Below are 21,134 nucleotides of genomic sequence, written 5' to 3' on the forward strand. Positions count from 1 at the left end.
CCGCGAGACTATCCGCCCCTCGTCTGTCGCGGTGGCTGCGTCCCGCTTGACGCGCCGCCAGCAGGTCGGATCGGTTCGCCACCCCCGGCCCGGGGCAGGTTGTCGTCGGGTGGAACGCCTCCCGCGGCCACCGGAATCTCGGCCACCAGGGTGCCGCCGCCGGGCGCCGTGCGGAAGCCGTCGCGGCCCGCCGCCTTGGCCGCGTAGAGCGCGTCGTCGGCCGCGTCGAGCACGGCCTGCGCGGTCGCGGCGTGCGACGGGAACACCGCGACTCCAATGGAGACGGTCACGTCGATGCCGGCGGCGCCGTCGATGTCGAACGGCTCGTCGCGGACGGCGGCACCGAGCCGGCGGGCCACGATGGCGGCCCCGTCGGCGTCGGTCTCGGGCAGCAGCACCACGAACTCCTCGCCACCCTGGCGGAACGCCAGGTCGACCTCGCGCACCACGCCCCGGATCCGGCGGGCGAACTCGACCAGCACCGCGTCGCCGGCCGCGTGCCCCCAGGTGTCGTTGACCTCCTTGAACCGGTCGAGGTCGAGGGCGAGCACCGCCAGCATGCGGCCGAACCGGCTCGCCCGCTCGACCTCGCGGCGGATCGACTCGCGCAGGTAGCGGTAGTTCCACAGCCCGGTCAGCGGATCGGTGAGCGAGAGCCGCTGCGCCTCCTGGTGGACCCGCACGTTGTCGACGGCCACCGCGGCCTGGCCGGCGAAGGTGCGCAGGGTGATGAGGTCGGCGTCGTCGAACTCGTCGGAGCCGAGCCGGTCGTAGAGGGCGAGCACCCCGGAGGCCGTCGGCGGCTCGGGTGGCAGCACGCCCGGCACCGCGGTCTGCTCGGCGGCCGGCCCGGAGACGTTGAACGGCACGGCGACGTAGGTGCGGCAGGTCGGCTCGAACGGCGACAGGGCGGGCCCGTCGCGGTCGATCCGGCCGCGGATCGGCACTCCGGTCGCGGCGACGGCGCCGAGCAGTCCACTACCGAGCGGCACCCGGCGGCCCGCGACGTCGACACCGAGCCCGCACTGGCCGACCAGCGTGCCGGTGGCCGGGTCGAGCAGCAGCACCACGCCGCCGCTCGCCCCGGTCGCCGCTCGCGCCGTGTCGAGGATGACCTGCAGGATCCGCTGCAGGTCATGGGTGCTGCTCAGGGTGTCGCCGAGCACCGCCAGATGGCCGCGCAACTGGTCACGGCTGGTGGTGAGGGCGCGGACGTACGCCTGCGTCTCGCGGGTCATCCGGTTGAACGCGACCGCGAGCCGGCCCACCTCGTCCTGGCCGCGCACCGGCACCCGGGCGCCGAGGTCGCCGCCGCCGACCCGGCCGGCCGCGGTGGCGAGCTCGGCCAGCGGCCGGGTGGTCGACCGGGCGAGCCACCACGCGGCCGCCACGGCGCACAGGGCGGCGAGGATGACGGCGGCGACCAGCAGGGCGTACAGGCCGGGTAGTTGACCGGTCGGCACGGACAGCACAAGGGGGAGCGGCTGGCCGGGCGCGGGGCCGACCCGCCGGACCGCCCGGCCGTCGGCGGTCTCGGCGACCGCGTCGCCACGGACCCCGGCCGCGGCGGCGACGACGCCCCGCAGCGCGCCGGCCGACTCAGTGCTGTGCACCGCGGCCGACGGGTCGCCGCCGAGCAGGGTGACCGCGGTCCCGGTGGCGCCGGCGAGCCGGCCGACCGTGACCGGGCCGAGGTCGTGCGTCGCCCAGATCGCGCCGAGCGGGGCACCGGCCGCGTCGCGGGCCTCGATCCGGACGGCGAGGCCGAGGAACGGGCCGCCGTCCTGGTCCGGTCGCGCGCAGTCGGCCCACGGCCGGTCCGGTGACCCGGGGGTACGCAGCGTGGGTACGCCGGCCGCGTCCTCGACGACCACGCCCGAGGCGAGCCCACGGGCGACCACCAGCCCGGCGATGTCGCTCTGGTGGGCGGCGTCGGTGGCCATGGCGACCGCGTCCGCGGCGGCCTGGAGCTGCTGGCAGAGGGAGCTGACCGAGGTGCGCGCCGCGGTGGCCGCGACGCCCAGCCGCTCGACCGCGCGGTCGCGGCTCACGGCGGCCACCGTGCCGCCGACGAAGAGCGCGCCCAGCAGCACCGGACCCAACACGACGGCGAGGAACGCGGCGGTCAGCCGCCCGCGCAGCGTCACAACTCCCCCTTCGCACCTGCCATGCTCGGCACCTGGGCCCTCGAGGGTCTAACCGGGTAAGGGTCGGGAGTGTTGCGTGCCGGATTTATCGCATAGTGGGCCGACGAAGGCGGACATGCGGGCGGCGGTGCTCGCCGAGCGCCGGTCACTGTCCGAGCCGGCCCGGCTGGCGGCGGCCGCGGCGGTGACGAAAACGCTGGCCGAGCTCATCCGGGTCAGCGCGCCGCGCCGGGTCTGCGGGTACGTGCCGGTCGGCAGCGAACCCGGCGGCGCCGGGTTGGCCGAGGCGATCACCGGGGCGCTGAGTGAGGGCGCCGAGTTGCTCCTGCCCGTGTTGCGGGCGGACAACGACCTGGACTGGGCGCGCTACGCCGGGACTCTGGTGCCGGCCGGCCGGGGGCTGCGCGAGCCGCCGGGGGAGCGGCTGGGCCGCTCAGCGGCGGCCGGGGCCGACCTGATCGTGGCCCCGGCGCTCGCGGTGGACCGGCGCGGGATGCGGCTGGGCCGCGGCGGTGGCTCGTACGACCGGGTGTTGGCCCGGGTGCCCGCCGGCGTGCCGATCGTCGCGCTGCTGCACGACGGGGAGCTGGTCGACCGGGTCCCGGAGGCGGCACACGACCAGCGGGTGACGGAGGTGATCACCCCGTCCGGCGGGCTGACCCGCCTCTGACCGGGGCCGGGGACCTCAGGCGGCCGGGGTGCTCGCGGCCTTGGCTGGCTCGGCCTTCGGCTTCGACTCGGTCTTGGTCTCCGTCTTGGTTTCGGACTTCGACTCGGCCGGCTTCGCGTCGGACTTGACCTTGGTGTCGCCGCCGCTGTTGCCGTTGCGCGAGTCGGTGCGGTAGAAGCCGGAGCCCTTGAACACGACGCCCACCGAGCCGAAGACCTTGCGCAGGCGACCCTCGCACTCGGGGCAGACGGTCAGCGCCTCGTCCGAGAACGACTGAACGGCCTCGAGCTGGTGTCCGCACTCGGTGCAGGCGTACTGGTAGGTCGGCACGGCTTCCTCCGGATCTTGCGCGCTCGGTCGTGGCAGCGTCTTGGCACTCAGCCTATCCGAGTGCTAATAGTGCGGCATCGGACCAGCCTTCGTCCAGCGACAACATCAACCCCAGTGCGGCGGCCGGTCTTCCCAGAGCCGGTCGTCGTTGGTGTCGGTTCGCTCACCCCAACCCCGGTCGGTGTCGTCCGAGGTCTGCTCCGGCAGCACGAAGTCGTCACCACTGAGGTCCACGGGGCGCTCGTCGTCAGGTGTCGCTGGCGGTTCCACGCGGTTCACGGGGGCAGCGTACCCGCGGGTTCGGTAGCGTCGTTCGCCGTGAGCGATGACTCCGCGTGGCAGCGGCCCGGTCCCGGCGGCGAACTCGGACCGGAGAGCGCCCCGCCGGCCGTACCCCCGGTCGGCTATTCGGGTCCGCCGCCCTCGGACCCGCCGCCGGCCGACTGGCGACCGCCCACCTATGTGCAGCCGCCACCGCCCCGCCAGCTCGCGCCGCAGGACGTCGACAAGATCGAGGCGCAGGAGAAGGAAGCCCGGACCCTGACGTACGGCGTAGCCCTGGTCGCGGCGGCCGTGCTGGTCGTGCTCTCCTGCCTGCTCTGCTCGCGCGTGCTCTTCTAGGGGACGGCACCTTCCCAGACCGCGTGGGCGCCGCTGTCGCCGGTGAGGAAGACGTAGATCGCGGTGGCGACGGCCAGCGCGATGACGATCACGCTGATGCCGAGGTGGACGCCGACCGGCACGTGCGGCGCGCGGCGGTTGCCGCTGGTGATGAACACCATGACCAGCGTCACCACGCCCAGGGCGAGGGTGAACCACCAGGCGCGGTCGCCGTACGTTTGATGCTGGTTGACCTTGTCGAGGATCTCGCCCGAGAAGCCGGCCGCCACCAGGCGGTCCTCTAGGTTCTCGCCGGACGCCTTGGCGAACCACGCGGCGATGGGGGAGATCACCGCCAGCGCCGTGACAGCCCACCCGATCTTGCCGCGGAACCGCGGGACCACCGCGTAGACGACCGCGCCGAGGCAGAGCAGCGGGATGAAGACGACGGCCGCGTGGACGATCAGGGGATGGGCCGGAATGCCCAAAATGTTGTTCAGCACGCGGCCTCCTGTGGTGAATGAGACGTCAGCGTACGGCCGGTCCCGGCGCTGAACAGTCCCTACGCACGGGACACGTGAGACTCCCCGGGATCGGTTCAGCCGTTGATCGAAATTCGCGCTGAACTCCACGTATCTTGAACGTTTCCAGGGTGCGTGCTTCCATTGCGGGCATGTCGCAGCCCGCGGAGGACGAGAGCGCGACCCTGCTGCGCGCCCGCGGCATGCGGGTCACCCGCCCGCGCGTCGCCGTGCTCGAGGTGCTGGCCGGCGGCGGTCACCTCGAGGTCGACGAGATCGCCAGAGCGGTCCGCGCCCGGCTCGACTCGGTCTCCACCCAGGCGGTGTACGACGTGCTGGGCGCGCTGTCCCGGGCCGGGCTCGCGCGGCGGATCGAGCCGGCCGGCAGTCCCGCCCGGTTCGAGGCGCGCGCCGGCGACAACCACCATCACGTGGTCTGCCGGGCCTGCGGCGCGATCGCCGACGTCGACTGCGCCCACGGCGCCGCACCCTGCCTCGACCCGGTCGGCGCTGGCGGCTTCGTGGTCGACGAGGCCGAAGTGACGTTCTGGGGCCTGTGCCCCGACTGCCAGCGGGCCAAGGCCGACGACTGACCGGTCGTGGCAGGCTTGGTCTTATGAGCGATCTGGGGTTGTTCGGGCCGGAGACGGTGACCTGGCGGGTGCACGCCGAGCCGATCCTCTTCGTCGGCGGCCTCCGCTCCCTCTATCTGCAGGCCCTGCACCCCCGCGCGATGGCCGGGGTGGCGCAGAACTCCCACTACAAGGACGACCCGTGGGGCCGGCTGGTCCGCACGTCGATCTACGTGGCGACGGCGGTCTACGGCACCACGGCGGAGGCCGAGGCGGCCGGCCGCCGGCTGCGCGCCATCCACTCCCGGATGAGGGCCCGCGACCCGTTCACCGGCGAGGAGTTCCGGGTCGACGAGCCCGACCTGCTGCGCTGGGTGCACGTGGCCGAGGTCGAGTCGTTCATCACCACGGCCCGCCAGGCCGGGGTGCCGCTGACCGACGCCGAGGTCGACACCTACTACGACGAGCAGCGCCGGGTGGCCGCCCTGGCCGGCCTCGACCCGGCTTTCGTGCCGGGGTCCGCGGCGGAGGTCGCCGACTACTACGAGTCGATGCGGCCGGAGCTGCGGGTGACCCGCGACTCGGCCGAGGCTCTGGTCTTCCTGACGGCCCCGCCGGTGCCGTGGAAGCTCAACCCGGCCGTGCGGCTGGGCATCGAGCTCGGCGGGCCGCGGCTGGCCTATCTGGGTGTCGCGTCCACCGCGCTCGGGCTGCTGCCGCCGTGGGCGCGGCGGCTCTACGGCGGGCTCGGGTTGCCGGTCGAGGGCTTCACGGCGGGCCTGTCGGTGCGCGCGCTGCGGGCGGCGCTGGCCGCGCTGCCGCGCCGCTACGTCGAGGGCCCGATCTACCAGGGCGCGATGGCCCGCGCCGCCGCCGCGGCCGCGAACTAGCCCATGGCTCAGACGTAAGCCGCGGCCAGGGCGGTCAGCTCCGGGTCCGTGCGGCTGGCGATCACCCGCACCGTGCCGGCGATGATGTCGGCGACCTGGACCCGGGGGTCGTCGTTGGAGTCGACCAGCGTCAGGCTGACCAGGTCGGGCGCGGCCGCCCGCAGCCAGGCCACCCGGGTCGGGGTGAGGGTGCTCTGGAAGTCGTGGACGATCCGCACCGGGCCCCAGTGCGCGACGGCGTTGACGATCGCCGGCGCCAGCAGGTCGACCGGGGCGAACGCGGGTGGGTCGGTGCGGGCCCGTTCGTGGATCTCGTCGGCCCGCGCGCGGCTCTTGGCGAGCAGGGCCAGCGTCTCGTCGGCGGCGGGCGGCAGGCCGCCGCGGCGCAGGTCGTCGATCGACCAGAAGACCGCGTCGGCCGCGGTGGGGTCGAGCGGCTCCCGGGTGCGCAGCAGCGCGTTGGCGGCCGCGAGGAAGCGCCGCCAGCGGGGCTCGTCGGTGACCGGCAGGGTCGCTTCGCGCTCGGGCGCGTCGATCAGCTGGTCGAGCAGGACCCGGACGAGGAACCGCGGCTTGTCGACCAGCTGCACGTAGGCGCGGCCGTGCACCGGACCGCCCGGGCCGAGCAGCCAGAGCAGCACGTCGCGGTGCTTGTCGCGCAGGAGGTGGTTTGCCTTGTATTCGGTGGCCGGCGACCGGATCCGCGCCCGCAGCTCGGCCATGCAGTCGACCGCGGCCTCGGGCGAGATGTGCACGCTGCCGTGGGCGAACACGGTGGTCGGCGAGTTGACGATCGCCTGGCCCTCGTAGCCGGACTCGTCACAGGCGATCTCGCGCACGTCCGCCGCCACCCGACCACCCTCCCACGGGCGGCTCAATCGGTGACAGCGTATTTCCGCCGGCGCCGGGCCAGCACCGCCGCGAAGATGACCAGCGCGACGACGCCCGGACCACAGTGGACGGCGAGCACCCCGGCCAGGCTCGGCCCGCCCCAGTCGCGCTGATAGGTCGACGGATCGTTGAAGTCGATCACGAACGGCTCGATCGCGGCCCGCACGACCAGATAAGCCCCGAACAGGATCCCCAGCACCGCCAGCGCCTTCTTCATGACGTTCAGCCTCGCGTCACGCGCGCGGGCCGGCCAGCCGGTCAGCCCCCCGTCGATGGTGCGGCCAGCCGCACCATGACCTCGCGGAGGTGGCGCAGGCCGTTGGTGGCCAGCGCGTCCTGGGACGGCGCGAACGGGCGCCAGATCGACGCCGCCACCGCGATCGACTCGTTCTCGCCCGTGAACGACTCGATGCAGATCGGGCCGCGGTAGCCCGTTTCGGCCAGGGTCCGCAGCCAGCGCGCCCAGTCGATGTGGTCGTCGCCCGGTGCGCCGCGGTGGCTGCCGCTGACCTGGACGTGCACCAGGCGCGGGCCGGCGGCCGTGATGGCCGCGTACGGGTCGGCTTCCTCGATGTTCATGTGGTAGCTGTCGAGCATGATGCCGACCGTGTCCGGGAGCCCGTCGAGCGCGGACAGCGTCTGGTCGACCGTGTTGAGCACCGACGTCTCATAGCGGTTGAGCGCCTCCAGGCCGATCCGGACGCCCGCGGCGCCCGCATGGTCGGCCACCGGGGCCAAGGCGGCCCGCAGCGCGGCGTAGCAGGAGGCCCGCTCGGCCGGCAGCATCCGCCAGACCCGGCCCACGGAGGCGTAGGCCGGGCCGCAGACGCTCGGCGCGCCCAGGACCACCGCCGCGTCCACAAGGGAGCGTAGGTAGTCCTGGGTCGCCCGTACCGTCGCGGGATCGGTGTCGACCAGGTCACGGCCGGGTGGCGTGACCAGGAGAACCGCGGCGGCGGTCAGCCCGTGTGCCGCGAGCAGGTCGCGGGTTCGCTCAGGTGACCAGTCGCCCGGGTTCTCCACCGGGATCTCGATAGCGTCGAAGCCCCAGCCGGCGATGCGTGGCACGAGGTGCGCCAGCGCGGCGTCGGTGACCGGGGACGTCCAGATCCAGGGGTTGGCACCGATCTCGAACACGTTACTTACCGCCCCAGTCGCCCGGGTAGCCCGGCAGGTCGGCGCAGCCGCACATCGCGTAGTGCAGCGGCGGCATGCTCGGGTCGACGAACTCGGCCAGGTTGGCGTCGGTGATCGTCGGCTGCGGGAGCTTCCACGGGTTCGGCACCGCTTCGCCGTTCAAGATCTTCAGGGCGGCGATCACCGGCGTACGCCATTGGTACGTCGGATAGGTCGGCGCCACCGCCGTCAGCTTGCGGTCCTGCCACATCCGCAGGAAGTCCTGCTGGTCCTCGCCCACGATCGCCGGGAACGGCTTGCCCGCGTCCTCGAACGCCTCGGCCGCGGCTACCGCCGTGGCGCCCGCGTCCATCCAGATGCCGTCGATCGTGCCGAAGCGCTCGATGTAGTTGCTCACGATCGTCTTCGTCTTGGCCGGGTCGCCGTCGGTGAACTCGACCCCGACGACCTTGAGCTGCGACTTGTCGAAGGTGACCTTGGCCGCGCCCCAACGGGCCTCGAGCACGTCGACGCCGGGCAGGATGCGCAGCGCCAGCACGTTGCCGCCCGGCTTGACCTTCTCGGTCAGGAACTCGGCGCCGGCCGCGCCGAACGCGTACCCGCCGATGGGGTTGATGAACGTGACCGGGCACTTGGTGTTGACGCCGCGGTCGAAGACGATCACCGGCACCTTGGCGCAGGCCTGCTCGACGGCCGGGGTCAGCGTCGCGGTCGTGTTGGGCGACACGATCAGCGCGTCACAGCCCTTGCCCAGCAGGTCGGTGATGTCGGAGATCTGCTTGTCGTCCTTGCTCTCCGCGTCGGCCACCTGGAACGACTTGATCTCCGGGTGCAGCTTGACCTCGGCCTGCATGTTCTTGAAGCCGACCTGGCGCCACGGGTTGCCGACGCCGGCGTTCGAGAAGCACAGGTCGTACGGCCCCGCCTTCTTGTATTTGGCTGTATCTGCGTTCTGCGGGTTGAGCGCCTGCTCCCACGGCTTGTCGGCGGGGCCGGTGGGCGTGGCGGTGCGCAGGGCGATCTCGTTGTCGTAGTCGGCCTGGACGAAGAACTCCGACGTCTCGCCGGTGCCGGCGCCCGCCTCCGCCGAGCCGCTCGCCGTCGGGTTGGCGGCCGGCACGTCGCTCGAGCAGCCGGCCAGGACCAAGGCCGTGGCGGCCAGGACGGCGAGGGCGCTACCTGTTCTCTTTCGCAACTCTCCTCCTCGGGTTTCGGTGCGTCAGGTGCGTGCCCGTAGCCCGCCGATGGCCACGGCAGCGAGGATGATCAGCCCTTGCACCGCGGACGCCAGCGCGCCCGCGACGCCGAGCAGGTTGAGCAAGGTCAACAGGGTCTGCAGGGTGAGCGCGCCGAGCATCGCGCCGACGACCGAGCCGCGGCCGCCGCCGAGCACCACGCCGCCGAGCACGACCGCGGTGATCGCGGTGAACTCGAGGCCCGCGCCGACCTGGAAGCTCACGCCGCCGAAGCCGCCGAGCAGGATGGCCGCCACGGCCGCGCAGCCGCCGCTGATCACGAACGCGATCGTGCGTACGCCGGCGACCCGACCGCCGGCCAGCCGGGCCGCGCGCGGGTTGTCGCCGACCGCGAGGAGCACCTTGCCGAAGTCGGAGCGCATCGCGAGGACCGCGAGGGCGGCCAGGACGAGCAGGATCAGCACGGCGTACGGAATCTCGCCGAGCCACGGGACACCCTCGATGCCCCGCCGGCCGAGCATGCGGAACTCCTCGGACAGGGCGCCGCGCGGCGAGCCGCCGGTCCAGGTGTAGACGGCGCCGACGAGGATCAGGTACATGCCGAGCGTGGTGATGAACGACGGCACCAGCAGTCGGGTGGTGACGAGCCCGTTGACCAGGCCGACCAGCAGGCCGAAGCCGAGCACGAGGGCGACCACCGGCCAGGTCATCGCCGGGTCGCCGTCGATCACCCGGGCCGCGATGACCACGCCGGCGGTGACCAGCGAGCCGACCGAGAGGTCGAAGTCGCCGGCGACGATGACGAAGTACTGGCCCGCCGCGAGGATGATCAGCGGGGCGGACCGCTTCAGGAACGCCAGCAGCGACGGCGGGTCGTAGAAGTCCGGCTGCCGGATGGCGACCGCGATAAGCAGCAGCACGAGTATCGCGACGACCGGCCAGACGCTGCCCGCGCCCCACCGTCCCCGGCGCGACTGCCCGAGCGCGGCCGGCCCCGCCGGCGGCGCCACCGTCTCCGTCATGCGCCTGCCTCGCTTCGCTCGGAAGGGCATGACCCGGCTACTGAGCCGAATGATTCGGTCGCAAGCTCCCTCATGCCCGCACCGCCTTTCGGCGCAGCCGTAGCGCGTAGATCGCGACCGCGGCGACGATCACGACGCCGCGGACGACCTGCTTGAAGAACGGGTCGACGGCGAGCTGGTTGAAGATGCCGTCGATGACCGCGAGCAGCAGGACGCCGCCGACCGTGCCGGCCACGCCACCCTTGCCGCCGGCCAGCACCGTGCCGCCGAGCACCACCGCGGCGATCGACTCGAGGTCGTAGCCACCCTCGGCGCCCACCCGCGGCGCGCCGGCGCCGAGCCGGCTGGCCAGGTAGAGGCCCGCGATGCCGGCGCAGAGCGAGCAGATGACGTGGGTGCGGATCAGCACCCAATCGGTGCGGACGCCGGATAGGCGGGCCACGTCGAGGTCGCCGCCGGTGGCGATCAGGTGGTGCCCGAACCGGCTGCGGTTGATGACGACCCAGGCGACCGCGGCGACGCCGATGAACAGCAGGAACGCCACCGGCACCGGGCCGATCCGGTCGTAGCCGAGATGCTGGAAGGAGACCGGCACCTGGCCGGCGGGGCCGGCGTACCCCTGCTCGAGATAGCCCTTGATGAGCAGGCCGACGCCGAGCGTCGCGATGAACGCGTTGATCCGCAACTTGGTGATCAGCAGGCCGTTTACGAGGCCGATCGCGCCGGAGACGGCGACCACGGCGAGGATGGCCGGCAGGACCCGGCCGTCGCTGCCGGCCATCGTCTCGGCCGCGATCAGCGAGGTCAGGCTGATCACGTAGGCGACGGACAGGTCGAGGGAGCCGGCCAGGATCGTGAACGTCTGGCCGACCGCGACGATGCCCAGCCCCGCCGCCCGCTGCAGCAGGCTGACCGTGCTGTTCTGACCGAACAGCGAGCCGCCGTCGGTGGCGACCAGGATGCCGCCCACGATCAGCGTCACGCCGAGCGCCAGCCAGACGCCGTTGGTCGAGTCGATCCGCGGCCGCCGCCAAGCCGCCGTCGCCGCGGTCGCGCTCATGCGGGCACCTCGTGCGGGGTGCCGGTGGCCAGGCTCAGGACCGCCTCCTCACTCGCGTCGCCGGGCAACTCGCCGGCCAGCGCGCCGTCGCGCATGACGACGATCCGGTCGCTCATGCCGAGCAGCTCGGGCAGCTCGGACGAGATCATCAGCACCGCCGCGCCCTTGGCGGCGAGGTCGCGGATCAGCTCGTGGATGGCCGCCTTGGCGCCGACGTCGATGCCCCGGGTCGGCTCGTCGAAGAGCAGCACCCGCGGCGTCATGGCCAGCCAGCGGGCCAGCACCACCTTTTGCTGGTTGCCGCCGGAGAGGTAGCGCACCTCCTGGTCGGCGCCGGCCGCGTGCACCTCGACCGCGGCGAGCAGGTCCCGCACGCCGGTGGCGCGGGCGCCGCCGCCGAACCAGCGCGGCGTGGCGGCCCGCTTGGCCAGCAACGCGTTGTCGAGCACCGACTGGCTCAGCGCGAGGCCGTCGCCTTTGCGGTCCTCGGTCACGTAGGCGATCCCGGCCCGCACCGCCTGCCGCGGCGACCGCACCCGCACGGGCCGGCCGTCGAGCGTCATCCGGCCGGTGGTGAACCCGTCGACGCCGAACAGCGCCCGGGCCAGCGCCGACCGGCCAGAGCCCTGCAGCCCGCCGACGCCGAGCACCTCGCCGGCCCGCAGCTCGAGGTCGAGCGGCCGCAGCCGGGCGTTGCCGGCGCCGGTCAGCGTGACCAGCGCGGGCCCGGCGCCGTCGGTCTTGGGCGGGTAGTAGCTGGCCAGCTCGCGGCCGACCATGTGCCGCACCAGCGCCTCGGGCGTCGCGTCCGCGGTCCGCAGGGTCGTCACCCGGCGGCCGTCCTTGAGCACGGTGATCCGGTCGGAGAGGTCGAACACCTCGGCCAGCCGGTGTGAGACGTAGAGGATGCCGATGCCGCGGGCCTGGAGGCGGCGGACCAGCGCGTAGAGGAGCTCGACCTCGTGGTCGGCCAGCGCGGCCGTCGGCTCGTCCATGATCAGGATGCGAGCGTCGAGGGAGAGCGCCTTGACGATCTCGACCACCTGCTGCTGCGCGATGCCGAGCTGGCCGACCCGGTCGGTGGGGCGGACCGTCTCGGCGCCGACCGCGGCGAGCAGCTCGCCGGTGCGCTCCCGCATCGCCCGGCGGTCGACCAGCCCGCGGCGGGTCGGCTCGCGGCCCAGGAAGACGTTCTCGGCGACCGTGCGCTCCGGCAGGAGGTTGAACTCCTGGTGGATGATGCCCACGCCGGCGGCCTGGGCAGCGCGCGGGTTCGGCAGCGTGACCGGTTGGCCGGCGATCGTCAGCGTGCCCGCGTCGGGTTGGTGCACACCCGAGGCGATCTTCATCAGCGTCGACTTGCCTGCGCCGTTCTCGCCGACCACGGCGTGCACTTCGCCGGGATGCACGTCAATGTCCACATTGGACAATACGGACACACCGTAGAACGACTTGCCGACGCCGGCCATCGCCAGGAGCGCGTCCGGTGGTTCAGGTGAGTCCATTGGTGATCACCAAAACTTTCGCTTGCCAGGCTTGAGCTTTTGCTGAGCCGACCGAAAGCGCCGTTGGCGTCGCATCGTAAGCGGCTGACGACAGACCGATCAAGACCGTAACTTGCCTGAACCGATCACAGTTCGGCATTGATTCATTGCCATTCGCGATTGCTCGACCGTTGACGCGCCGAAGGGTTCCGGCGCAGACTCATCTGCGTCGATGCTCAGTCGCTCGACCACGCGTTTTTCGGCGGACGCGTTGCACCGCAAGCCTCCTGCACGCCCTCGCACGGCATCTCGAAGGAGACCGCATGCGCCGCCGCAGACCTGTCCTTGCCCTGCTCACGATCGCCGTCACGCTGCTCGGACTTGGCATCGTGCAAGCCCCAGCCCAGGCCGCACCGGCCTTTCGCGCCTTGGTGTTCAGCGAGACCGCCGGCTACCGGCACGACTCGATCGCCGCCGGCGTCACGATGTTCAACCAGCTGGCCGCGGCCAACAACTTCGAGGTGGTGTTCAGCGAGGACTCCACGGTGCTGAACACCGCCAACCTCAACACGTTCGACGTGCTGGTGATGTTCCAGACCTCGGGCATGGTGTTCGACAACGACGCGCAGCGCACCGCGGTGCAAAATTACCTGCGCTCCGGCAAGGGGATCGCGGCCATCCACAACGCGACCGACATGGGCATCGACACGACGTTCCCGTGGTGGGACCAGACGATCAACGGCGGCGCCCACATGCCGTCGCACTCACCGGGCTCGTTGCAGGGCTTCGCCCGCGTCGCCGACAAGGTGCACCCGTCCACAGTGGGCCTGCCGGACAACTGGCAGCGCACCGAGGAGTGGTACAACTTCGACGTCAACGCCCGGGGCAACGTGCACGTGCTGGTCACGGCCGACGAGCGCACCTACAACCCCGGCTCCGACGCGATGGGCATCGACCACCCGATCTCCTGGTGCCGCGAGACCGAGGGCGGCAAGGTCTGGGCGACCGCGATGGGTCACGACATCGCCTCCTACAGCGAGACGAACTTCCGCAACCACATCCTCGGCGGGGTGCGGTACGCGGCCGGCAACCTGGCCGGTGACTGCGGCGGCACCGTCTGGGGCAACTTCGAGAAGGTCAGCCTCGACTCCAACACGGTGGACCCGATGGCGCTGGACATCGCGCCGGACGGCCGGGTGTTCTACGTGCAGCGGGCCGGTCAGATCAAGATCTTCAAGCCGGCGCAGCAGAGCACGGTCACCGCGGGCACGCTGTCGGTCTACACCGGTGGCGAAGACGGCCTGGTCGGGATGGCGCTGGATCCGAACTTCGCCAGCAACGGTTGGATCTATCTCTACTATTCGCCGTCCGCCTCGTCGACCGACGTCAACCGGCTCTCGCGCTTCACGGTCAGCGGTGACACGGTCAACCTGGCCAGCGAGGTGGTGCTGCTGAACGTGCCGGCCTACCGCGACCGGACGTACCCCGAGCCCGGGCACACCGGCGGTTACGTCGCGTTCGGGCCCAACGGCAACCTCTACCTGTCGACCGGCGACGACACCCCGCCCAACCTGGACCCGGCCTGGCAGGGCTACGCGCCGCTCGACTGGCGGTCCGGCAAGTCCTACCTGGACGCCGCCCGCAGCGCGGGCAACACCAACGACCTGCGCGGCAAGATCCTGCGGATCCACCCCGAGAGCAACGGCACGTACACGATTCCCAGCGGCAACCTGTTCGCGCCCGGCACCGCGCAGACCCGGCCGGAGATCTACGCGATGGGCTTCCGCAACCCGTTCCGGTTCGAGGTCGACAAGCAGACGGGGTGGATCAACCTGGCCGACTACGGGCCGGACCGCGGCGCGCCGACCACCAACCGTGGGCCCGAGGGACTGGTCGAGCTCAACGTGATCAAGCAGGCGGGCAACTTCGGCTGGCCGTTCTGTCACGGCAACAACCAGGCGTACGCGCCGTACAACCCCGACACGGGTGTGGTCGGCGCGAAGTTCAACTGCAACGCGCCGGTCAACGACTCGCCCAACAACACCGGCTTGCGGGTGCTGCCGCCGCTGGTGCAACCCCAGATCTGGTACGGCTACGGCGCCTCGCCGCAGTTCCCGGAGATGGGCTCGGGCGGCGCCGCGCCGATGGGCGGGCCGGTCTACCGCTACAACGCGGCCAGCACCTCGACCACGAAGTTCCCCGCCTACTACAACGGCGTGCACTTCTTCTACGAGTGGGCGCGGAACTACGTCCAGGAGATCCATTTCGACTCTTCGGGTGGTTTGGTCAAGATCAATCCGTTCCTGCCCGGTGAGTTCTTCAACAAGCCGATGGCCATGCGGTTCGGGCCCGACGGGTCGCTCTATCTGCTCGAGTGGGGCGCCAACTTCGGTGGCGGCAACAACGACTCGGGGCTCTACCGCATCGACTACGTCAAGGGCGGCCGGGCACCGGTCGCGGTGGCCACGGGCACGCCGACCAACGGGCTGGCCCCGTTGACCGTGCAGTTCTCCAGCGCCGGGACGCACGACCCGGACACCGGCGACACGATCAGCTACGCGTGGGACTTCGAGAGCAACGGCAGCACCGACTCGACGGCGGCCAACCCGTCGAAGACGTACACCGCGAACGGCAATTATGTGGCGAAGTTGACGGTCACCGACAACACCGGCCGGTCGTCGTTCGCCAACGTGCCGATCACCGTCGGCAACAACGCGCCGGTGGTCACGATCACCGGTCCGCCCAACGGCGGCATGCTCGACTTCGGGCAGAACGTGTCCTACTCGGTGTCGGTGACCGACGCCCAGGACGGCACGGTCAACTGCCAGCAGGTGTTCACCAACCCGGCGCTCGGGCACGACGACCACGAGCACGGCACGACGGACCTGCCGGGCTGTTCGGGCACGGTGTCGACCGGCAACCTCGGCGGTCACCCCGACGGCGCCAACCTGTTCTATGTGCTGAACGCCCGCTACCAGGACAACGGCAACGGTTCGGTGGCCCGGCTGACCGGCTACGCCAAGGCGATCCTGCAGCCCAAGCACAAGCAGGCGGAGTACTACACGGCGCAGTCCGGCGTCCGGATCGTCGCGCAGGGCGGCGCCGAGAGCGGCGGCCGGATCGGCGACGTCAGCAACAACGACTGGATCATGTTCGACCCGATGAGCCTGCAGGGGATCAGCACGGTCAGCTACCGCCTGTCATCGCCGAGCGGTGGCGGCAGCATCGAGCTGCGGGCGGACTCGCCGACCGGCACGCTGCTGGCCACCAACCCGGTGGCGGCGACCGGCGGCTGGGACACCTACGTGCAGCAGGCGGCGGTCAACGTCGCGGCGCTGTCTGGCACCCACAAGCTCTACATGGTGTTCAAGACCAGCTCGAACAACAGCTTCGACGTCGACTCGTTCACCTTCGGTGGCAACGGGGTCGGCAGCACGCCGTCGGGCGGGATCGCCGGCCGGACCTACACGCTGACCGCCAACCACAGCGGCAAGCTGGCCGACGTCAACGGAGTGTCGACGGCCGACAACGCGGTCGTGCACCAGTGGGCCGCGACCGGCGGCGCCAACCAGCGCTGGCAGGCGGTCGACGCGGGCGGCGGCAACGTTTATCTCAAGGCCGTCCACAGTGGTAAGTGCATGGCGGTGTCCGGTGGCTCGACCGCCGACGCGGCCGGGGTGGTCCAGCTGACCTGCAACGACCAGGCCAACCAGCAGTGGACGCCGGTGGCCGGGTCGGGGGTCTACCAGCTCCGGGCCGTGCACAGCGGCAAGTGCCTCGACGTCAACGGCGCCTCGACGGCCGACGGCGCGGCGCTCATCCAGTGGCCGTGCCACACGGCGACCAACCAGCAGTGGCGATTGATCCAGCAGTGACGTCAGTAGCCCGCACGGCGGCGTAGGCCCGGCGTGATGGGCATGTCGAGCCGGATCGGTTCGGCCCCCGGGGCGGCGAAACCCGCCGCGGCCAGGCCGACCGGTTCCGGCTCGGCGGCCGTCACGGTCGCCGGACCTTCGCCGCCGAACTCCTCGGTGGTCATCGCCTGCAGCGCCACGGTCGCCATCACCGTCATCGTGACGGCGGAGACCAGGGCGACGGCGACGATCAGCCCCAACGGGCGTACGCCCTCGACGCTCGCGAGGCCCGTCAGGTCGAGCCGCACGCCGACCGCGGCCATCGCGATGTAGTGCATGCCGCAGACCCCGGCGGCCAGCAGACCCGAGGCGATGGCGATCGGCAACCGGCCGTCGACGGTGACACTGCCCCACAGCGCGCCGGTGGCCGCGACGACCGCGATCAGCGCCGACAGCGCGACCAGCTGCGGCTGGTAGACGATCTCGCCGGCCACGTCGATCGCGGCCATCGCGGTGTAGTGCATGCCGAGCAGGCCGGCCGCGGTGATCCCGCCGGCCCTCAGGATCTGCGCGGTGCTCGGCTCGCGGTAGCCGACCAGGAAGAGGCCCACGCCGGTGGCGCCGAGCGAGAGCGCGAGGCTGGCCGCGGTCAACCCCGGGCTGTAGCGCACCGGGCTGTTGACCACGTCGAAGCCGAGCATCGCGGTGAACTGCGCGAGCCAGATGCCGGCGCCACCGATCGCCACGGTCGCGATGGTCAACCACTTCACCCGGGCGGCCCCTTCGCGCAGGCTCCGGGCGCGGGCGGTGCAGTAAAGGCCGATCAGGGCGCCGATCACCGAGACGGCGTACGCGAAACCGGGGTTGAGCCAGCCGTGCGTGAAGTGGTGGACCTCTGCCATGCGGAGAGTACGCCAGCTGGATACGGTTAGGAGTCGCACATCTCGTCCGTCACTCACCCGATCGAGGTGGCTTGTACTAGATGTCCTTTTGGCCCGTTGACCCGCGCAAGTGGCCGCGCCTACGGTCGCTCGCCGTGGGACGTTTCAGGTACGGCTGGCCCTTGACCGCAGTGCTGGCCGGCGCGGCGGTGATCGCACTGGCGGGCACGCTCGCCGCGCACGCCGACCGGTCGCCGGAACGCACCGGCACGGGCTGGAGCTCCGAGGACGGTGGCTGGTCGCAGCCGGCGACGCCGCCGACCGGACTGTCGTCGACGACGCGCCCGGCGCCGCCCGCCGCGCCGCAGCGGTTCCGCACGCTGCCGCCCGGCGCGGCCCTGCCGACCGGCGCGCAGTGCGCGACCTGGGTGCGAGAGCGGCCGTCGCCGGAGAACAAGCGCATGAACCTGATGGCCAACGCGGCGACCGGACACAAGATCGGCCCGGACATCCTGGCCGACAGCCGGGCCAACGCCACCTTCGCGCCGCGGGTCGACGGCGCCTTCACGGGCTCCACAAAGGACATCCTGCGCTGGGCGGCCTGCAAGTGGGGCGTCGACGAGGACCTAGTCTTCGCCCAGGCGGCGATCGAGAGCTGGTGGCGCCAGACGGTCTTCGGCGACTACACGTCGGACCCGACGCGCTGCGCCCCGGGCCACGGGTTGGGTGTCGACGGGCGGCCGGGCCAGTGCCCGGAGAGCTTCGGCATCCTGCAGGACCGGCACCCCTATCAGAAGTCGGCCTGGCCGGGCGTCTCCCGCTCGACGGCGATGAACGCGGACCTGGCGTACGCGATCTGGCGGAGCTGCTTCGAGGGCCACGAGGGCTGGCTGAACGACGAGGAACGCGGGCGGCCGTACGTCCCCGGCGACCAGTGGGGCTGCGTCGGGCGCTGGTACAGCGGGCGCTGGCACACGCCGGACAGCGAGGACTACATCAACCGGGTCAAGGACTACCTGAACCGCCGCATCTGGGAAACCCGCGACTTCCAACAACCGTGACAGAAGCCGCGCCCGGGGTAAGGGATGGGCTATGACTGTCGACGACGTCACCCTCGACGCCGCGGTGGAGCCGCTGGTCGTGGCGGTTGACATCGGGTCGACCGCGACCCGTGGCGGGGTTCACGACGGGTCGGGCCGGCGGGTCGCGGGGCTGCAGCACAAGGTGCCGCACGCGTTCACGGTCGCGCCGGACGGCACCTCGGTCATCGATCCCGAGCAGGTGACCGCGGAGGTCGAGCAGGTCCTCGACGCGGTGACCGGGCACTCGCGGCTGCGGACCCGCGTCGCCGGCGTCGCGATCGACACCTTCGCCGCCTCGCTCATCGCGGTCGACGCGGCCGGGCGTGCGCTCACCCCGTGCCTGACCTACGCCGACTCGCGCAGCGCCGACGCGGTAGCGGCGCTGCGGAAGGAGCTCGACGAGCACGCGATCCAGCAGCGCACCGGCACCCGCCTGCACACCAGCTACCACGCCCCGCGGCTGCGCTGGCTCGCGGCCACGCAACCGCGCGTCGTCGCCGGGGCCGCGGGCTGGTGGTCACTGGGCGAGTACGTGCTCGCCCGGCTCGTCGGGCAGCCGCTGGCCGGGACGTCCACCGTGGCCTGGACGGGCCTGCTCGACCGGCGCACCGGCGAGTTCGACACCGAGCTGCTCACGGCCGCCGACATCGCCCCGGAGCAGCTGACCCCGCCACTGGACCCGACGCGGCCGCTGCCGTTGGCCAGACCGGCGCGCTGGCCCGCCCTCGCCCGGGCGGCCTGGTTCCCCGTCATCACCGACGGCTTCGCCAGCAACATCGGATCCGGGGCGACCGACGCCACGGTCCTCACCGCGGCCACGGCCACCAGCGGCGCCCTGCGGGTGCTGCTCGACGGCCCGGCCGACCCGCTGCCGTTCGGCTTGTGGAACTACCGGGTCGACGGGGGACGCACGCTGCTCGGCGGGGCGATCAACGACGTCGGTCGCGCGTTCAGTTGGGCGCAGGACTCGTTGCGGGTGAGCGGGACGCTCGCCGACGTGCTGACCGCGCCGCCGAGCGACGCCACGCCACTCGTGCTGCCGTACCTCACCGGTGAACGCGCGCCCGGCTGGGTCGGCGGCGCCCGCGCCGTGTTGGGCGGGGTCTCGGCCGCCACGGACGCCGACGCCCTGTTCCGCGGGATCGTCGAGGGCGTGGCGATGACCTACGCGCGCGTCGCCGACGAGCTGGGGCCGGCGGCCCCGCAGGTCGTCGAGGTCGCGGCGGCGGGTCGGGTCAGCAACGACCAGCCCGAGTGGCTCCAGGTCCTCGCGGACGTGCTCGGCCGGCCGGTCACCCACGTGACCCGGCAGCGCGCCACACAACGCGGCACGGCCCTGCTCGCCCTCGACGTGCTGGCGCCCGAGGTCCCGCGCGCGCCCCGCAGCACCGGGGCGACCTTCGAGCCGCGACACAAAGACCACTACACGGCCCGCCGAGCCCGCTTCGCCGACGTCTACGACGCCCTCCTGCGTGGCTGAGGCGCGGGCCGGCCAGTTCAGCGCAGCGCCGTCGCGACCAGGGTGGCGAACGAGCGGGCGGCTTCTGGGTCCGGCCGGCGGGCCGGGCCGTTCATGTGGCCCAGGAACGCGTGTTGGAAGCAGGCGCCGACGAGGAGGGCGGCGGCCGCGACCAGGTCCGCGTCCGGGCGGACGGCGCCGCGGTCCTGCTGCAGGCGCAGGTAGTCGACGACCGCCTCGTTGACCCGGTGCGGGCCGGCGCCGACCTGGCGGAGGCCCGCCGTGTGGGCCGCCAGGATCGACGGGTCGCCGAAGATCGAGGCGAGCATCGGGAACGCCTCCGTGTAGAAGGCGATCGCGGCCGTCGCGATCGCGGTCAGGCCCGTCGGCAGGTCGTCGTCCAGGACGGCCAGGGCGCGGTTGAGTCTGGCCAGGCCCGGTGAGCGCTCGCGGAGCACCTCGACCAGCAGCTCGACCTTGCCGGTGAAGTGCTTGTAGAGCGTGGCCTCCGAGTAGCCGGCCGCTTTCGCGATCTCGCGGGTCGTGGCGTTGGCCATGCCGCGGCTGCGGATGACCTCGGCGGCGGCGTCGAGGATCACGTCCCTGGTTCCCACTGCGGCTCCCCTTGACAGGTTAGTAAGCGTTCACCATCCTAGAGGTGAGTGAGCACTTACTAACCACACGGGTGGAGGCAACTCATGAAACTCACGGTGCTGGGCGCGACCGGGGGGACCGGGCAGCACGTCGTGCGGCGGGCGCTCGACGCGGGCCATCACGTGACCGCGGTCGTACGCGACCCGGCGCGGCTGACCGTCGCCGCCGACCCGCGGCTCGAGGTGGTGGTCGCCGACGTGTTCGACCCGGAGTCGATCGCGGCCGCGGTCACCGGCCGGGACGCGGTGATCGACACGCTCGGACCGCGGCCGGGCACCGAGCCGACGGTCTGCTCGCGTGGCGCGCAGGCGGTGGTGGCGGCGGTGGCCGCCAACAACTCGGCGGCGCGGCTGCTGGTGGTGACCGGCAGCGGGCACGCGCGGGACGCGGGCGACGGACCGGTCACCCGCTACCTGCTCAAGCCGCTGGTCGGCGCGCTGGCGCTGCGCAAGCAGTTCGCGGACTTCGGGCGGGCCGAGCGCGCGGTCTTCGACAGCCGCCTGCGGTGGACCGTGCTGCGCCCGCCGCAGCTCACCGACGGCGGGCGCAAGCCCTACCGCACCGCGCTCGACCGCAACGTCCGCGGCGGCTTCCGGCTGTCCCGCGCGGACCTGGCCGACGCCATCATGGTCGCCCTCGACGACCCGAAGACCGTCGGCCACGTCATCGGGCTCGGCTACTGAA

At 72.2% G+C, this 21,134-nt stretch carries 21 protein-coding genes; 8 read left to right on the plus strand and 13 right to left on the minus strand.

The window, feature by feature from the left end; genetic code table 11:
• Window positions 1–8 precede the first annotated feature (8 nt).
• On the minus strand, window positions 9–2,147 hold the full coding sequence (locus O7635_RS12575; protein ID WP_278080588.1) for a diguanylate cyclase: 2,139 nt from the start codon (window positions 2,145–2,147) through the stop codon (window positions 9–11).
• Between the two features lie 115 nt (window positions 2,148–2,262).
• Between O7635_RS12575 and O7635_RS12580 the strand changes: the two genes are divergently transcribed.
• Window positions 2,263–2,817: a 5-formyltetrahydrofolate cyclo-ligase gene (locus tag O7635_RS12580; RefSeq protein WP_278080589.1), complete on the plus strand. Its 555-nt coding sequence runs from the start codon at window positions 2,263–2,265 to the stop codon at window positions 2,815–2,817.
• A gap of 15 nt (window positions 2,818–2,832) precedes the next feature.
• Here the strand turns inward: O7635_RS12580 and O7635_RS12585 are convergent, their stop codons facing one another.
• Window positions 2,833–3,147, minus strand: coding sequence for an FmdB family zinc ribbon protein (locus O7635_RS12585; RefSeq protein ID WP_278080590.1), 315 nt, complete (start codon window positions 3,145–3,147; stop codon window positions 2,833–2,835).
• Between the two features lie 105 nt (window positions 3,148–3,252).
• Window positions 3,253–3,381 carry a hypothetical protein gene (locus O7635_RS12590; protein WP_278085686.1) on the minus strand — a complete coding sequence of 43 codons (129 nt, stop codon included), beginning with the start codon at window positions 3,379–3,381 and terminating at the stop codon, window positions 3,253–3,255.
• 84 nt (window positions 3,382–3,465) lie between these two features.
• Here O7635_RS12590 and O7635_RS12595 point away from each other — a divergent pair, with 84 nt between their 5' ends.
• Window positions 3,466–3,768 carry a translation initiation factor 2 gene (locus O7635_RS12595; RefSeq protein WP_278080591.1) on the plus strand — a complete coding sequence of 101 codons (303 nt, stop codon included), beginning with the start codon at window positions 3,466–3,468 and terminating at the stop codon, window positions 3,766–3,768.
• On the opposite strand, the gene O7635_RS12600 is transcribed toward O7635_RS12595, so the two are convergent.
• Complete coding sequence (locus tag O7635_RS12600) at window positions 3,765–4,250, minus strand: DUF2231 domain-containing protein (RefSeq protein ID WP_278080592.1); 486 nt, start codon at window positions 4,248–4,250, stop codon at window positions 3,765–3,767. The genes O7635_RS12595 and O7635_RS12600 overlap by 4 nt on opposite strands.
• Window positions 4,251–4,420: 170 nt before the next feature.
• Between O7635_RS12600 and O7635_RS12605 the strand changes: the two genes are divergently transcribed.
• Window positions 4,421–4,861, plus strand: a complete 441-nt coding sequence (locus O7635_RS12605) for a Fur family transcriptional regulator (RefSeq protein ID WP_278080593.1) — start codon at window positions 4,421–4,423, stop codon at window positions 4,859–4,861.
• A 23-nt stretch (window positions 4,862–4,884) separates the two neighbouring features.
• Entirely contained in the window at window positions 4,885–5,730 is an 846-nt protein-coding gene (locus O7635_RS12610) for an oxygenase MpaB family protein (RefSeq protein WP_278080594.1), read from the plus strand.
• Between the two features lie 8 nt (window positions 5,731–5,738).
• Here O7635_RS12610 and O7635_RS12615 read toward each other — a convergent pair whose 3' ends face one another.
• From O7635_RS12615 to O7635_RS12645, 7 genes are all read right to left on the minus strand, one after another.
• Window positions 5,739–6,581, minus strand: coding sequence for a hypothetical protein (locus O7635_RS12615; RefSeq protein WP_278080595.1), 843 nt, complete (start codon window positions 6,579–6,581; stop codon window positions 5,739–5,741).
• A gap of 23 nt (window positions 6,582–6,604) precedes the next feature.
• The gene (locus O7635_RS12620) at window positions 6,605–6,838 is read right to left on the minus strand and encodes a hypothetical protein (protein ID WP_278080596.1); all 234 of its coding nucleotides are present in this window, start codon (window positions 6,836–6,838) and stop codon (window positions 6,605–6,607) included.
• A 41-nt stretch (window positions 6,839–6,879) separates the two neighbouring features.
• Entirely contained in the window at window positions 6,880–7,758 is an 879-nt protein-coding gene (locus O7635_RS12625) for a sugar phosphate isomerase/epimerase family protein (protein WP_278080597.1), read from the minus strand.
• 1 nt (window position 7,759) lies between these two features.
• Window positions 7,760–8,953: a substrate-binding domain-containing protein gene (locus O7635_RS12630; RefSeq protein WP_278080598.1), complete on the minus strand. Its 1,194-nt coding sequence runs from the start codon at window positions 8,951–8,953 to the stop codon at window positions 7,760–7,762.
• Window positions 8,954–8,977: 24 nt separating this feature from the next.
• Window positions 8,978–9,976 (minus strand): ABC transporter permease, encoded by a 999-nt coding sequence (locus tag O7635_RS12635; protein ID WP_278080599.1) that lies wholly within the window; start codon window positions 9,974–9,976, stop codon window positions 8,978–8,980.
• Between the two features lie 70 nt (window positions 9,977–10,046).
• Window positions 10,047–11,036, minus strand: coding sequence for an ABC transporter permease (locus O7635_RS12640; protein WP_278080600.1), 990 nt, complete (start codon window positions 11,034–11,036; stop codon window positions 10,047–10,049).
• On the minus strand, window positions 11,033–12,541 hold the full coding sequence (locus tag O7635_RS12645; RefSeq protein WP_278080601.1) for a sugar ABC transporter ATP-binding protein: 1,509 nt from the start codon (window positions 12,539–12,541) through the stop codon (window positions 11,033–11,035). Before O7635_RS12645 ends, O7635_RS12640 begins: the two co-directional genes overlap by 4 nt.
• Before the next feature lie 302 nt (window positions 12,542–12,843).
• On the opposite strand from O7635_RS12645, the gene O7635_RS12650 reads away from it, so the two are divergent.
• Window positions 12,844–16,395: a ThuA domain-containing protein gene (locus O7635_RS12650; RefSeq protein ID WP_278080602.1), complete on the plus strand. Its 3,552-nt coding sequence runs from the start codon at window positions 12,844–12,846 to the stop codon at window positions 16,393–16,395.
• A gap of 2 nt (window positions 16,396–16,397) precedes the next feature.
• On the opposite strand, the gene O7635_RS12655 is transcribed toward O7635_RS12650, so the two are convergent.
• Window positions 16,398–17,276 carry an MHYT domain-containing protein gene (locus O7635_RS12655; protein WP_278080603.1) on the minus strand — a complete coding sequence of 293 codons (879 nt, stop codon included), beginning with the start codon at window positions 17,274–17,276 and terminating at the stop codon, window positions 16,398–16,400.
• A gap of 134 nt (window positions 17,277–17,410) precedes the next feature.
• Here O7635_RS12655 and O7635_RS12660 point away from each other — a divergent pair, with 134 nt between their 5' ends.
• Window positions 17,411–18,316: a hypothetical protein gene (locus O7635_RS12660; protein ID WP_278080604.1), complete on the plus strand. Its 906-nt coding sequence runs from the start codon at window positions 17,411–17,413 to the stop codon at window positions 18,314–18,316.
• Between the two features lie 31 nt (window positions 18,317–18,347).
• On the plus strand, window positions 18,348–19,817 hold the full coding sequence (locus O7635_RS12665; protein ID WP_278080605.1) for a gluconokinase: 1,470 nt from the start codon (window positions 18,348–18,350) through the stop codon (window positions 19,815–19,817).
• A gap of 17 nt (window positions 19,818–19,834) precedes the next feature.
• Here the strand turns inward: O7635_RS12665 and O7635_RS12670 are convergent, their stop codons facing one another.
• Window positions 19,835–20,410 (minus strand): TetR/AcrR family transcriptional regulator, encoded by a 576-nt coding sequence (locus O7635_RS12670; RefSeq protein WP_278080606.1) that lies wholly within the window; start codon window positions 20,408–20,410, stop codon window positions 19,835–19,837.
• A gap of 84 nt (window positions 20,411–20,494) precedes the next feature.
• On the opposite strand from O7635_RS12670, the gene O7635_RS12675 reads away from it, so the two are divergent.
• Window positions 20,495–21,133, plus strand: coding sequence for an NAD(P)H-binding protein (locus O7635_RS12675; RefSeq protein ID WP_278080607.1), 639 nt, complete (start codon window positions 20,495–20,497; stop codon window positions 21,131–21,133).
• Window position 21,134: the final 1 nt, after the last annotated feature.

Origin of the sequence: Asanoa sp. WMMD1127 (assembly GCF_029626225.1) — a bacterium.
Classification (GTDB): Bacteria; Actinomycetota; Actinomycetes; order Mycobacteriales; family Micromonosporaceae; genus Asanoa.

Excerpts from the sequence above, each read along its gene's own strand:
- O7635_RS12580 (WP_278080589.1), top strand. The coding sequence starts at position 2,263 with ATGCGGGCGGCGGTGCTCGCCGAGCGCCGGTCACTGTCCGAGCCGGCC.
- O7635_RS12605 (WP_278080593.1), top strand. The coding sequence starts at position 4,421 with ATGTCGCAGCCCGCGGAGGACGAGAGCGCGACCCTGCTGCGCGCCCGC.
- O7635_RS12610 (WP_278080594.1), top strand. The coding sequence starts at position 4,885 with ATGAGCGATCTGGGGTTGTTCGGGCCGGAGACGGTGACCTGGCGGGTG.
- O7635_RS12620 (WP_278080596.1), bottom strand. The coding sequence starts at position 6,838 with ATGAAGAAGGCGCTGGCGGTGCTGGGGATCCTGTTCGGGGCTTATCTG.
- O7635_RS12635 (WP_278080599.1), bottom strand. The coding sequence starts at position 9,976 with ATGACGGAGACGGTGGCGCCGCCGGCGGGGCCGGCCGCGCTCGGGCAG.
- O7635_RS12640 (WP_278080600.1), bottom strand. The coding sequence starts at position 11,036 with ATGAGCGCGACCGCGGCGACGGCGGCTTGGCGGCGGCCGCGGATCGAC.
- O7635_RS12645 (WP_278080601.1), bottom strand. The coding sequence starts at position 12,541 with ATGGACTCACCTGAACCACCGGACGCGCTCCTGGCGATGGCCGGCGTC.
- O7635_RS12650 (WP_278080602.1), top strand. The coding sequence starts at position 12,844 with ATGCGCCGCCGCAGACCTGTCCTTGCCCTGCTCACGATCGCCGTCACG.
- O7635_RS12655 (WP_278080603.1), bottom strand. The coding sequence starts at position 17,276 with ATGGCAGAGGTCCACCACTTCACGCACGGCTGGCTCAACCCCGGTTTC.
- O7635_RS12665 (WP_278080605.1), top strand. The coding sequence starts at position 18,348 with ATGACTGTCGACGACGTCACCCTCGACGCCGCGGTGGAGCCGCTGGTC.
- O7635_RS12675 (WP_278080607.1), top strand. The coding sequence starts at position 20,495 with ATGAAACTCACGGTGCTGGGCGCGACCGGGGGGACCGGGCAGCACGTC.